Source organism: Pseudoalteromonas phenolica (assembly GCF_005886345.1).
Taxonomy (GTDB): Bacteria; Pseudomonadota; Gammaproteobacteria; order Enterobacterales; family Alteromonadaceae; genus Pseudoalteromonas; species Pseudoalteromonas phenolica_A.
Genome location: NZ_PNEC01000032.1, coordinates 46,572 through 59,565, shown reverse-complemented (window position 1 = coordinate 59,565; position 12,994 = coordinate 46,572). Strand labels below are relative to the sequence as shown.

At 41.7% G+C, this 12,994-nt stretch carries 8 protein-coding genes; all 8 read left to right on the top strand.

The annotated features are described in order from the left end of the window. Positions 1 to 135 precede the first annotated feature (135 nt). The 8 genes from CWB72_RS12540 (at position 136) to CWB72_RS12505 (ending at position 12,943) form a co-directional block, all read left to right on the top strand. On the top strand, positions 136 to 822 hold the full coding sequence (locus CWB72_RS12540; protein WP_138631847.1) for a response regulator transcription factor: 687 nt from the start codon (positions 136 to 138) through the stop codon (positions 820 to 822). Further along, positions 812 to 2,179: a sensor histidine kinase gene (locus tag CWB72_RS12535; RefSeq protein ID WP_138565982.1), complete on the top strand. Its 1,368-nt coding sequence runs from the start codon at positions 812 to 814 to the stop codon at positions 2,177 to 2,179. The genes CWB72_RS12540 and CWB72_RS12535 overlap by 11 nt, the downstream gene beginning before the upstream one ends. Positions 2,180 to 2,279: 100 nt before the next feature. Next, the gene (locus tag CWB72_RS12530; RefSeq protein ID WP_138631845.1) at positions 2,280 to 4,238 is read left to right on the top strand and encodes a DUF1800 domain-containing protein; all 1,959 of its coding nucleotides are present in this window, start codon (positions 2,280 to 2,282) and stop codon (positions 4,236 to 4,238) included. Positions 4,239 to 4,248: 10 nt separating this feature from the next. Further along, positions 4,249 to 5,601 (top strand): DUF1501 domain-containing protein, encoded by a 1,353-nt coding sequence (locus CWB72_RS12525; RefSeq protein WP_138631843.1) that lies wholly within the window; start codon positions 4,249 to 4,251, stop codon positions 5,599 to 5,601. Positions 5,602 to 6,031: 430 nt separating this feature from the next. Beyond that, positions 6,032 to 7,414, top strand: coding sequence for a M20/M25/M40 family metallo-hydrolase (locus CWB72_RS12520; RefSeq protein ID WP_138631841.1), 1,383 nt, complete (start codon positions 6,032 to 6,034; stop codon positions 7,412 to 7,414). 244 nt (positions 7,415 to 7,658) lie between these two features. Continuing rightward, positions 7,659 to 8,456, top strand: coding sequence for a DUF6671 family protein (locus tag CWB72_RS12515; protein ID WP_138631839.1), 798 nt, complete (start codon positions 7,659 to 7,661; stop codon positions 8,454 to 8,456). Between the two features lie 9 nt (positions 8,457 to 8,465). Then, positions 8,466 to 9,479 carry an L-threonylcarbamoyladenylate synthase gene (locus tag CWB72_RS12510; RefSeq protein WP_138631837.1) on the top strand — a complete coding sequence of 338 codons (1,014 nt, stop codon included), beginning with the start codon at positions 8,466 to 8,468 and terminating at the stop codon, positions 9,477 to 9,479. Between the two features lie 299 nt (positions 9,480 to 9,778). Then, on the top strand, positions 9,779 to 12,943 hold the full coding sequence (locus CWB72_RS12505) for an HD domain-containing phosphohydrolase (RefSeq protein ID WP_138631835.1): 3,165 nt from the start codon (positions 9,779 to 9,781) through the stop codon (positions 12,941 to 12,943). The last annotated feature ends 51 nt before the right edge of the window (positions 12,944 to 12,994 follow it).

The window sequence follows — 12,994 nt, the reverse complement described above, 5'->3', positions numbered from 1 at the left end:
TAATGTGAAGAAAAAACCCGTTTCTCGCATAAACTTCAATTTCAAAAACATTCAAAGTTAGCTTACAAAATTGTATGAATCAAAACTCAATAAATAAGATATGCTTAAAAGGTAATATATTTCTTTCAGAGCGTTATGAACATCTTATTAGTTGAAGACGATTTAGATACAGCTGAATTTATCAGCAAAGGGCTACAGCAACATGGTGAAATAGTTCAACATTGTGATAATGCTGAACAGGCTATGCTGTTAGCATCGTCAAGTGAATTTGATGTCATCATATTCGATAGATTACTGCCTAATATGGATGGCCTTGATGCCGTTCGCATTCTGCGTGCAAGCAAAGTTACCATTCCTATCATCATGCTTACGGCGCTCAGTGACACATCTGATAGAGTTGCAGGGTTAGATGCCGGCGCTGATGACTATTTAGTTAAGCCGTTTGCTTTTTCGGAGCTTTATGCTCGAGTTAAAGCCCTTGCCCGGCGCCAACCTCTAAAAGAAAGCAGCCTTGAAATTTGCATTGGTGAACTCAAACTTGAACGAACCACTCGGCAAGTATTCAGGGCAGGAAAAGAAATTGAGCTCATGCCAAAAGAATACCAAATCCTTGAGTTTATGATGCAAAACCCCGAGCAACTTATCACTAAAACCATGCTGTTAGAGCAAGTATGGGGGTTTAGCTTTGATCCGAAAACCAGCCTTGTTCAAACTCATGTGTCTAGACTTAGAAATAAAATAGATAAACCCTTTGTTTTCGATATGATCAAAACCGTACGTGGTTGTGGCTACTTATTGTCGAGGCAACAAGATGCTGAATAAACATCAAATCGTGCAAACTTTAAAACTAAGCACATTGTCTTGGTTTGCATTACTTATTTTAATATTCACCTTGATAGAAACGTCGCTCTGGTTTGATAAGCGCGATCAAAAGGCTGAGTTTGCTGAGAATGCTGAAGAAATAGAGCATATCTATGAAGAGCAAGGTCCTCGTGCCATCTTAAAAGAGCTTGAGCTGACACATCGACCTAAATGGACTGATAATGAAGCAAAGACACACTTATTAGAAGAAGGTTGGCTAGTTGCAGGCTTTCGAGACGGCAAACTCATGCTTGGTGCCGACACCGATTTACCCACAGCTGATACCCCAACTTGGTTCACACTGAGTTTAGAAGACGACGCACCTATTCAAGTGCTCACCACAACATTATATTTTAATGAGTATGCATATGCTCACTTTTGGCAAAAACAAGAAGAAACACAAAGACTGAATGGAGTTTTTGCCTATAAATTGCTTGCTTGGTTTATACCGCTTAGCTGGCTTATCTTATGTATTTTATTTGCCATTATTACACGTCGAGATTCAAAACCAATTCAAGCGATTATTGGCCAGCTTGATGCCGTTGCACAAGCACCTGATTCAGCAAGAATTAAAGTAGAGACGACTAATCCACAATGGCAAGCGCTTGGCCAATCAATCAATACCATGTTAGATGAAATTGTGCACTTGCATAATAATATGAAAACTATGTCGGTCGGGATTGCTCATGATTTAAAGACCCCCCTATCTCGTGTATCAAACCGACTGCAATCTATGTATCAAGATATTGAGGATGCTCACGCGCTGCATTTTCACCTCGAGAAAGCCAATCAAGACCTCACTCATATAATTACTACATTTAACAATTTAGTACGGTTAAATGCCATTGAGTCAGGCAAGCATATTCAAGGCTTTACCGTGTTTAATTTATCAGAGCTGGTCAATGAATTGGCCCTCAGTTACCAACCTGTATTTGAAGATAGCGGCCGCCAGTTTGAAATCTCAGTTGTACCCAGCGTGCAATGTTATGGTGATAGAGATTTAATAAGTCAGTTGCTGTGTAACTTACTTGAGAATGCACTTGAATATGCAAACAACAATGCGCAGATTTGGATCAGATTACAAAGCCACACTCAAAGTGCTCTGCTACAGATTGGCGATGATGGACCAGGCATACCAGACAAAGACAAACATAAAGTCTTCGATAAGTTCTATCGCGCTGATATTAGTCGCTCTAAACCAGGAAATGGCTTAGGTCTAAGTATTGTGAAGGCAATTTGTGATGTCCATAACGCGCAATTATGCTTATTAGATAAGCAGCAAGGTGCTGTTTTTAATATCGAAATTCCTATGCCTTAAATTCATACAATTTTGTATGAAAGCCGTATTACAACTGTAAAACACGCTCAGCGTTTTTAGCTCTACACTTAAGTTATCGTTAAGTAACGAGAGAGAAACAATGACTAAACTAATTCAACTCAAATATCTCTGTGTTCTGATCTGCTTAAGCCTTACGGGTTGTGGCTCTGGTGGTTCAGAATCAACCTCTCAGGCACCAGAACAAGTTGTCGATAATAGTAGTGGCTCAAGCTCCAGCAACGACTCTGATGACAATTCAGGGCAAGACAACACTGATGATTCGAGCGAAGATTCAGGCTCAGATAGTGACTCAGATCAGAATGATGATGCTGATAACGATGCAGATAATGACTCTGATGATCAAGATGCCGACGACAATACCGGTGACGACACAAGTGAAGAGAGCGATCTAACCTTTGCCACTGCAACCTCGACTTCTCGTTTTATTCAGCATGCCACTTTTGGCGTCACACCGACCGATATTACAAATTTAACTGGTCAAAGTGCCTCCAAGTGGTTTAAAGAGCAACTTCAGCTTACACCGAGTTTAAAACTGCCTGTTGTCAATGAATATGCCCCGACTGAAATCAATGAGGACGATGAATTCGATATACTTCATGTTGGTTCAACAACCATCGCTTTTTGGCGACATGCTATCTCAGCAGATGATCAATTAAGACAGCGTATGGCCTTTGCCTTGTCAGAAATACTCGTTGTTTCAAATGCAGGTGGTGAAGAACTCACAGACATTCCAGAAGCAGTATCAAGCTATCAAGATATCCTAATCAATCATGCATTTGGTAATTACCGAACATTACTCGAGGCTGTCACCTACTCCCCATCGATGGGCTTTTACTTAACTTACATGGGCAACATGAAAGGCGATGAGACAACTGGCAGAGTCCCCGACGAAAACTACGCAAGAGAACTACTGCAACTTTTCACCCTTGGTGTGGTTGCTTTAAATCAAGATGGTACAGAGCAAGTAGATGACGATGGCAAACAAATTGAACTGTATAGTAATGAAGATATTACCGGTCTTGCTCGCGTTTTCACTGGCCTAGATCTTGATCACGATACTGCTGAAGAAACGCAAAGCCACGAGTTTGCGATCCCTATGGCGATTTACCCTGAATTACACTCAGAAAAAGAAAAATCATTTTTAGGAACGCAAATTGCTGCAGGTACGGGCGCTCAAGCGTCAATCACTCAAGCTCTGGATCATATTTTTAATCATCCAAATATGCCTCCTTTTGTTAGTAAGCAGCTTATTCAACGTTTGGTGTCATCGAATCCCACTGCTGAGTATGTAACTAGAGTAGCAACTGCTTTTTCTCAAGGTCAATTTACACTCCCCGATGGTTCTAGTGTTGGCGATAAGCAAAGAGGTGATTTAACCGCGACCTTAGCAGCCATTTTATTTGACCCTGAAGCCACAGGTGAGCCAAGTACTAGTTCAGGTAAAATTAGAGAGCCGATTTTACGTTTTACGCAATGGGCACGCGCATTCGAAATCGAAAACGTCACACCTGAATTCCAAGAAATGCTCTGGGATACCAGCCCTGCAAGTATGTTAAGCCAGCACCCATATCGCTCAAAAAGTGTATTTAACTTTTTTAGACCCGGCTACGCAGCCCCCGGTACTGAAACAGCCGCCAATGGTTTGGTCGCTCCTGAGCTTCAGATCACCAATGCCACTTCTATCCCCGGATACACCAACTTTATGACCTTTTATATCGCAGGCCTTCAAGGAGATGTTGATGTAGAAGAGTTACAAGCCGACTTTGATGACAACAACATTCGACTGGATGCTCGCAATGCAGTGAATAGCTTTTTTACGGATTACGATAAAGAACTGGCATTAGCCAATGATGTTGATGCCCTGCTGGCACATTTAAATTTACTCCTCAGTGCAGAGCAGCTTTCAGCTAAAACGCTAGAGGATATAAAGCCTATTATCAGTAGCATCGAAGAAAATGATGAAGAGGGTTATTTACTGAGAGTAAAACTGGCCATTTTACTGGTTATGACATCACCTGATTACTTGGTTCAAAAATAGGAGCTTTCTCATGAATAGACGACATTTCTTAAAATTCAGTGGCGCTTCTATGATGGCAACATCTATGCTGCAATTAGGACAAGCACTTGCGAATACCGACGCTCAAGATGAAGATTATAAAGCACTGGTATGTGTTTTCTTATACGGCGGAATGGATAACCACGATACGCTTATTCCATATGACAGCGATAGCTACAACACATGGGCAAGCCACAGAAGTAGCTTACTAAGCCAATATACAACGAAACGCACCATAGCAAACCTCAACCCGATTAATACGCCCTCTCGATTTGGCACACGCAGTTTTGCGCTGGCTCCCGAGTTATCTGGCATGGCCAATTTATACCAGCAAGGCAAGTTGGCTATTGTTGGCAATGTAGGGCCACTGGTGGAGCCCATTTCGGCCGAAATGGTTAAACAAAAAACCGCCAAACTACCTGCTCGACTATTCTCGCATAATGACCAACAATCAACTTGGTTATCAGGGCAGACAGAAGGTGCCCAATTTGGTTGGGGCGGGCTCATGAGCGATGCATTAGTAACGCAAGGGCTTGCTGAACAAACACCATTTAATGCTATCTCGACTGATGAAGCCCCTTTATGGCTAACGGGAGAAAACACCTTCCCCTATAATGTCAGCGGCGGCGAAGCGGCAACAATCAGAGCATTAGATGAATTTGACAATAATGCGCAACTAATAGCCCACTTTAGTGCGCAAAACCATAGTTCAAATAACTTGCTACAAAAAGATTTGGCCAAGTTTATGAATGACTCTTATACAGCCAACGAGCAATTTAACAACGCCGTTGCTAACACTGAGGTGTCATTACCACCATTCCCTACCACACCTTTGGCTATGCAATTAGAAACTGTGAGCAAAAGTATTGCAACACGCACCGAGCTGGGCACCAAACGACAAATCTTTATCGTGGCAATGGGTGGCTTTGACACCCATTCAGGCCAAGCGCAAAGCTTACCCAATTTACAAAGCAACATAGACGGTGCACTTGTTGCCTTTAATAACGCCATGGAAAGCTTAAATTTAAGTAATAACGTCACGCTTTTCACCGCGTCTGATTTTGGTCGAACTTTAGCAATCAATGGTGATGGAACCGATCATGGTTGGGGTAGCCATCACTTCGTCATGGGAGGCGCTGTCAATGGTGGCACCATTTTTGGTGATGTGCCCGTATCTGAACTCGACCATGATTTTGATGCTGGAGGCGGCCGATTGATCCCTACAACATCCATTGAGCAATATGCGGCAAGTTTAGGGCAGTGGTTAGGACTAAATGACACATCATTGAGCCAAGTATTTCCTAATTTATCTCAATTTAGTGAGCCATTATCACTATTCAAATAGTGTTTTTTGCTCATTTTCCCCTAGGGCGTGTTTATCTTTGAGGTATGAATTTTGTTCAAATCAAAGGCTTTCAGTACACGAAATGAGCTACGAAGCATAATGGGTTATGCAAGTGGCGAATGACAAAGTAGTGGAAGCTTTTGGTTGAACTCTTCGAGCAGCGCGAGTTGGTCATTTATTCGGCGTTATCGGCTGACTTACATAGAGCAACTATGCTACGCAGCCTCTTCCTGGCCTAAATACCCAACTCACTGCTGCAAAAACAAACAGCAAAGGTCAACACGCCCTAGTAAGCCCCAATCGAATGGGGCTTTTTTTGTTTGGCTTATTTATCACAAATCGATAAGCTGTTTGTGATTCATCGCGTATAGTTGCACACCTGATTAGAACGTTCCAAAATAGTGGTGATATTTACAACAGGCTTATAAAAATGAAAAAGTTATTATTGGCAGCCTTGGTGTTAAGCGCCAACGTTTTTGCCGCCGACACCTTTGATGCACAAACAATTAAAGTAACTGAACAATTAAAACAAAAATCGCTCAATAGCGAATTGGCTTACGATATTGTGGCAAGACTGACTACGGAAGTTGGACCACGTATGGCGGGCACACCTAAAGATCTAGAAGCCGTAGACTGGGCGATGAAAGAGCTAAAGCGTTTGGGCTTCGACAAAGTTTGGAAAGAGCCAGCTAAATTCCCAGCTTGGTTGCGTTATTCTGAATCTGCCGAAATTATTCAGCCGTCAAAGCAACCTATTCACATCACCGCACTCGGTAACAGTGTCAGCACGCCAAAAGATGGGACGCGCGCACCTATTGTCATCTTTGAAACCTTAGAAGAGCTAGAAGCTGCACCAAAGAATGCCGCAAAAGGTAAGATTGTTTTTATCAATTACCGCATGGACCGCAGCCTAGACGGCAACAGTTACGGCCCTGCTGTACAGGCGCGTAACCGGGGTGCCGTTGTTGCCAGCCAAAAAGGCGCAGTGGCATTTATGATGCGCTCGGTCAGCACTGCAAAACACCGTTTTGCACACACTGGCGGTAACCATTATAAAGATGGCATTAAAGCCATTCCTGCCGTTGCACTGGCAAACCCAGATGCAGACCAAATTGAGCGTTTATTGCAACTTGGTCACAAAGTTGAAGTTAACTTAAACGTACAAGCTGAATCAAAAGGCATGGGCATTTCTTACAATGTCATTGGTGAATTTACCGGCACAGAAAAACCTAACGAATACGTGCTGTTAGGCGCACATTTAGATTCATGGGATTTAGGCACAGGCGCACTTGATGACGGCGCAGGCGTGGCGATAATCACTGCTGCTGCAAAGCACATTAGTGAGCTGACTGACACCAAACGTAGTGTACGCGTGGTGTTATTTGCCGCAGAAGAGCAAGGTCTTTGGGGTGCAAAAGCTTATGTGAAGCAGCATCAAAACGAGCTGGGTAATATTGTTGCTGCGGCGGAATCTGATTTTGGTGCCGATCGTATCTATGCGATTGAATCTCGTGTCGCTTCAAACTCATTACCGACAGTGCGTGCGATTGCTAAGCATTTAAAAGACTTAGGGGTTAAATACGATGCGCGAAACAATGCTTTTGGTGGTCCCGATCTAATTCCATTTAAAGACTCTAAAGTCGTGCCTATTTTCTCTCTACATCAAGATGGTACTGACTATTTTGACTACCACCACACTGCTGATGACACGTTAGATAAAATTGACCCAGCAAAGTTAAACCAAAACGTAGCGGTTTACGCTGTGTTTGCGTATCTTGCAGCACAAAGCCCAACTAAAATGATAGGCAAGTAAGTTTACGTATTTAACCTGAGCTCAGGCTATTTAAGGAGAAACACCCAGTTTCTCCTTTTCTTCACCCATCTTCGCCAGATTTAAAAACCACACACCCCACTTCCCCATCTGGCAAGGCGAAAATAGTGACAAATTTATACAACTCACCGTATAATAGTGCCCCTTTTTCAAGCCTGTATTTATAAGAGCTTTTGCTATTTTAATCTCGTTTCGGTAATTGAGTTGTTTTAAGGTCGGGTCATTAATGAATCAAGCTGTACTTATCACTAAACATGATAAATCTAAGTGCATCGCAAACGCACTCGCGCCGCTTGGCTTTGATGTGGTTGAAAGCAATGCGTTTGACACCGATAGCTTAGGCACATTCGCAGGCGACATAGAACGCACGCTCAGCCCTAAAGAAGCGGCTTTAAAAAAAGCGAAAATGGCGTGTGAGTTGCTCGGTGCCGAATTTGGTTTGGGCAGCGAAGGGAGTTTTGGCAATGGTCCTTACCCGGGCATAGTGAACTGGAATGACGAGATTTTATGTTTTTATGAACGTGCAACCGGGCAAGCAATTTATGCAACCGCTTCAGGGCCTTTTGCAATCTCGAGTATTCAAGTAGACAGTGAGACTTGTCGCGATACCTTGTTAAAAAAGCTCAATCATTTTCAAAGCCAGCGTTGGTTACTGAAATTTGATGAGCAAGTCTTAAAGGGGTTAAGTAGCGAAACCTTGATCGAAACTTTAGCTGACAAGCAATTAACCGAAGCGTTAATTGAACCAGATTTACGCGCTATGCACTGCCCGCTTCGCCAGCAGATGATCAGTAAAGCTGCAGACGATTTAGCAAACAGGCTCAATGCCATTTGCCCTAAGTGCAATGCCAAAAATTTTGTTGTAAAAGAAGCTATTGCAGGTTTGCCTTGTGAACAATGCGGCCTTGCAACACAACAAATTAAGCAGCATAAATATCACTGTGAATGCTGCGACCATACTGAATTAAAAAATACCGAACAAACCGCTGCCGATCCCTATTATTGTCAGCTCTGTAATCCTTAAGGTTTACCTATGAATGAATTTGAAACACTCGAGCTTCTCACCGGAGACGAAGGGATCGCCCAAGCCGTTAAGCTGCTTAAACAAGGTGAATGTGTCGCCCTACCGACTGAAACCGTGTACGGCCTTGCCGCGGATGCAACACAGCCAGAAGCCGTGGCAAAAATATTTGCAGCAAAAGGTCGCCCATCAAATCATCCTTTAATCGTGCATATTCCCGATGAAACACATATTGCTCGTTGGGCAGACTCTAAGCCTTCAGATCTACAAAAAATCGCAGACGCATTTTGGCCGGGGCCATTAACGGTTATTTTAAACACCAAAGCTGGGCTGAATAACCCAGTAACCGGTGGAAAAGACACCATTGCACTTCGCGTGCCCTCTCACCCGCTGTTTCTGAAAGTGTTAATTGATTTAGATACAGGATTAGCGGCACCTTCGGCAAATCGCTATAAGCAATTGAGCCCAACGGTGCCTGAACAAGTAGTTGTGCAATTGACGGGGCGTATACCTGCTGTATTAGAGGGCGGCGCATGCGAGCATGGTCTGGAATCAACTATTTTAGATTTAACATCCGATGAGTTAAGAGTATTGCGCGCAGGTCCAATTTCAGCCGCTGAGATTGAACAATGTTTAGGTAAACCAGTCACAACACCGATGGAGCATAACGAAGCGGTGCCGGGTAACGTAAAAGCACACTACCAGCCAAATGCACCTGTGACTTTAGTTAAAACCGCTGAGCTTACTCATGCGATTCAAAATGAAAGCAACAAAAACATTGCGATACTTGCCTACTCAGAGCAGGTTTTAGCCGAGGTAAGTGCATTAGATTTACAGCCAGAACTTATCAAACAGATAGCCTGCGATGCCGCAGGTTATGGTAAAGCTCTATACTACGACTTATACTGCTTAGATAAATTGACGCCGTCTAAAATCTTTGTCGAAACACCGCCTGTGAATGAAGACTGGCAAGCCGTTAATAACCGCCTTTCTCGCGCCGCATCTTTCGAGTTTATTCCTGAATAACCGATCATTAACACAAATGGCCCAGTAAATAGATTTATTGGGCTCGAGTATATTAAACTCATTATATAAACATCTAAGCTACAAATGAATTTCGTAAATCTCTTTTGACTTAATCTCACAACCTACTTACTTATGAAATGTAAAAATTCTCTTAATTTGATCAATCTTAAAACACACCGCCCATAGACACTTTATTTATAGGTAACTGAATGGAAATTTAAAGATTTTAATTGGAAATATTGCCATTCCTTTTCTAAGCTAGGAAATAATTTAACCGAGACGCATGCAAGGATGTATTCATGCTTTCACCGAAGAGCTGGCGTTTTTCGATTCGATTTACGCTTTTTTTTATATTTCTCATTGCCACCACAATAACTGCAGGTGTGGCGATTTTATTGCAATATCACTTTTCTACTCAACAGACTAAACAGAATGCCTTTGAGCAGTTTCAAACGTCATCAGAATACACTCGTGACTACCTAGCTGCAATTGATCACCAAGCCAATGGATTAACCGAGCTACTTTCTACGAATACTAGCTTTAACCAAATCGAAGGGTTATCGACTGGGCAACTGCAAATGTTTGCCAAAGCAATGGAAAATAATCCTATTTATTATTCTATTTTTATTGGCCACCCCTCTGGCCATTTCGGGCAACTTATTAACCTTAATTCGCAAGAAATTAAAACTAAATTAAACGCCTTGGCTTCAGACAGGTGGTTAAAAATTGAAATAGCGCCTAATACAGAAGTACCGACTAGAACGATTACTTTTTTAGATAAAAACTTATCACCTCGTGCTAGCTACAGTGAATATCATGAATTCGACCCGACAGCACGCCCATGGTTCAAGGGCGCAAGTTATGAACAGGTATATAAATCAGCACCTTATCAGTTTAAATCTCTCGAAGCACCTGGGTTAACTTACTCTAAAAACATGCGAGCATCGGAAGCTGTTATAGGTGTCGATATTGCGCTTTCTAGTTTAACTAAGTATCTAAAGAAACATAGCCTAGTCATAGGAAGTGACTTATTTGTTTATCAGGCCACTGGTGAAGTCATTGCAACCAACCAGCTACAAAAGACGGAAAATACGAGTTTCGAATATAACAATTTTTCACTCTCAGAAAATGAAAAAGAAATTATCCGAAATGCACCTAATTTACAAATATCTAATTCTAAGGATTGGAGCCCAATTGATTTTGCCATTTCTGGTCAACCCAAGGGTTATTCAGTTGATAAATTGAATCTGATTGCTCAGATGACCGGTCTTGAAATAGAGTTTGTGAATGGTTTTACTTGGCCTGAACTCGTTGGCAAATTTAAAAACTATGAACTCGATGGATTACAAGCGGTTTATAAAACGTCTGAAAATAAAGAAATGGGCATTTTATCAGACCCCTATTTAGAATTACCATACGCGACTATTACGCTATCCAATGCTCAGGAGTTTACTAACATAGAGCAACTAAAGGGGAAAACCTTAGCTATAGCAAAAGGCTGGTCTATTATTCCCCTATTGAAGAAACAATTCCCAGAAGTAACTTTAATCGAAGTTGATACTCTCAAAGAGGTGTTTTTTGCAGTTAAGAATGGCAAAGCCGATGCCGGATTTGACAACCAATTGTCACTTTTGCAAACCCAATCAGAGTTTTTTATAGATGGAATAAAAGTCAATGAGCCTCTCTCTTTTGCGCCTCATGAATTCCCGTCTTCTTTGCATTTATTACTCAAGCCTGAGTTAAAAAGTTTAGTGCCTATTATTAACCGGGCAATAACGAGTATTTCCCCCTCTCAGGAGGCACAATTAATAAATAAATGGCTAACCATATCAAACATGCTAAATGTAACCAAACAGTCATTTACTGTGCCGCACAAAGTCCTCTTAGATGCAATAGATAATGATTCATTGCAAAATGAACTGCTTAAAGTAAAACTTGATAAAGCTGAGGCCTACGTCTATGTTAGCCCTGTGAAAGTCAATGATGGTCAAGAAACCTTTTTTGCGATCGTCACGCCCACAGATCAGCTTTATGCTAAAAGCTTGAACCAAGTTAAAGCTTCTATATTTCTAACTACAGCATGCCTTGTTTGTTTACTCCCTCTGTCTTACTTATTTTCAGCGCCCATAGTGCAGCCAATTCATAAACTCATGGCACAGAACAAGAAAATCAAATGCAGGCAGTATGATGACGTTGCTATTGAGCACAGTAACATCAAAGAACTTGATCAGCTTGGTGCTTCTTTAGCAGAAATGTCATCGTCAATAAAAAAACATGAAAAACAGCAAGCTGAATTATTAGAGTCGTTTGTAGAACTGATTGCACAAGCCATTGATGACAAGTCTCCCTATACTGCTGGCCACTGTAAACGTGTGCCAGATATAGGTATTAGGTTAGCGGAAGCAGCCTCATCGGCCAGCTATGGCATATTTAGTGACTTCAATTTGAAAACGGCTGAGCAAAAACGTGAATTCAAAATGGCTGCTTGGTTGCATGATTGTGGCAAAATCACCACACCCGAATATATCGTCGACAAAGCAACCAAATTAGAAACGATTTATAATCGTATACATGAAATTCGTATGCGTTTTGAGGTTTTATATCGAGATGCTGTCATTGACTATCACCAAAACACACAGCTTCAACCTCAATCTCAAGCGTTCTACAAAACCGAACTTGAGAGAAGATTCAAACAATTAAAAGATGACTTTGCATTTATTGCAAAATGTAATCAAGGTGGGGAATACCTCAGTGATGAAGCTGTTTCTCGTCTTGAAGAGTTATCTTTAATAACTTGGGAGCGCCACTTTGACGATACACTGGGTTTATCGCAATTGGAGCTAGAAGCCAAACAAGGGTTAAAAACTCCTTTACCTTGTGTTGAAATGCTGCTCAATGATAAAACTGAGCATCTTCAACCTAGAACAATCAAGCCTGAGTATGCCGAAAAATATGGGATCAAAATGGACATCCCAGATCTACTTAGTAATAAAGGCGAGCTTTATAACCTAACAGTCTCTCGCGGCACACTTACGCATGAAGACCGATTTAGAATCAATGAGCACATGATAAGCACCATAAAAATGCTCGATAGCCTGCCATTTCCTGAGGATTTAGCCAATGTACCGCGTTGGGCGTCAACCCATCACGAAACCTTAATAGGCACAGGCTACCCAAGGAAACTAAAAAAAGAAGACTTATCGATCCCTGAACGCATCCTTGTTGTGGCTGATATTTTCGAAGCATTGACTGCTTCAGATAGACCTTACAAGAAAGCGAAAACCTTATCAGAGTCACTGAAAATTATGCAGTTTATGGTCAAAGATCAACACATAGACTCAGATGTTTTTGAGCTGTTTTTAACCTCGGGTGTGTACTTAGACTATGCCAAACATCATCTCGCACCTTCACAAATTGACGAGGTTGATATTGATAGATTGATTGGTAAGGAAAAAGTAGCTTAATCTGGCCGAGTATTATTGTATTTTGACACTTTGATGAAGTGTCAAAATACA

Coding starts and splice junctions, on each gene's coding strand:
- CWB72_RS12540 (WP_138631847.1), top strand. CDS start 136: ATGAACATCTTATTAGTTGAAGACGATTTAGATACAGCTGAATTTATC.
- CWB72_RS12510 (WP_138631837.1), top strand. CDS start 8,466: ATGAATGAATTTGAAACACTCGAGCTTCTCACCGGAGACGAAGGGATC.
- CWB72_RS12530 (WP_138631845.1), top strand. CDS start 2,280: ATGACTAAACTAATTCAACTCAAATATCTCTGTGTTCTGATCTGCTTA.
- CWB72_RS12505 (WP_138631835.1), top strand. CDS start 9,779: ATGCTTTCACCGAAGAGCTGGCGTTTTTCGATTCGATTTACGCTTTTT.
- CWB72_RS12525 (WP_138631843.1), top strand. CDS start 4,249: ATGAATAGACGACATTTCTTAAAATTCAGTGGCGCTTCTATGATGGCA.
- CWB72_RS12520 (WP_138631841.1), top strand. CDS start 6,032: ATGAAAAAGTTATTATTGGCAGCCTTGGTGTTAAGCGCCAACGTTTTT.
- CWB72_RS12515 (WP_138631839.1), top strand. CDS start 7,659: ATGAATCAAGCTGTACTTATCACTAAACATGATAAATCTAAGTGCATC.
- CWB72_RS12535 (WP_138565982.1), top strand. CDS start 812: ATGCTGAATAAACATCAAATCGTGCAAACTTTAAAACTAAGCACATTG.